This window comes from Kineococcus sp. AC630 (genome assembly GCF_979255925.1).
In genome coordinates, this window is the sequence record NZ_CEEDMJ010000171.1 from 1 (window position 1) to 232 (window position 232).

The 232-nt window shown below is 74.1% G+C and carries 1 protein-coding gene; it reads right to left on the minus strand.

All coding sequences use genetic code 11. The annotated features are described in order from the left end of the window. The coding region (locus tag AC0I8G_RS26295; protein WP_471732554.1) for a chemotaxis protein CheB at positions 1–232 on the minus strand (232 nt) is incomplete at both ends.

Consider the following 232-nt stretch of genomic DNA (forward strand, 5'->3'; position numbering starts at 1 on the left):
CGGCAGGACGTGCTCGGGGTCCGCGGCGGCGATCGCGTTCAGCGGAATCGCTGCGTAGATGGCGTCCGAGGGTTCCTGCACGACCCCGACCCCGCCGCGGGCCCGGTGGGCGACGAGGCCGGCGGATCCGTCGTCCAGCGTTCCCGAGAGGACGACCCCGAGCGCACGCGGTCCCACGGCCCGAGCGGCCGAACGGAAGAGGGTGTCGATCGAGGGACGGTGACCGTTCGCG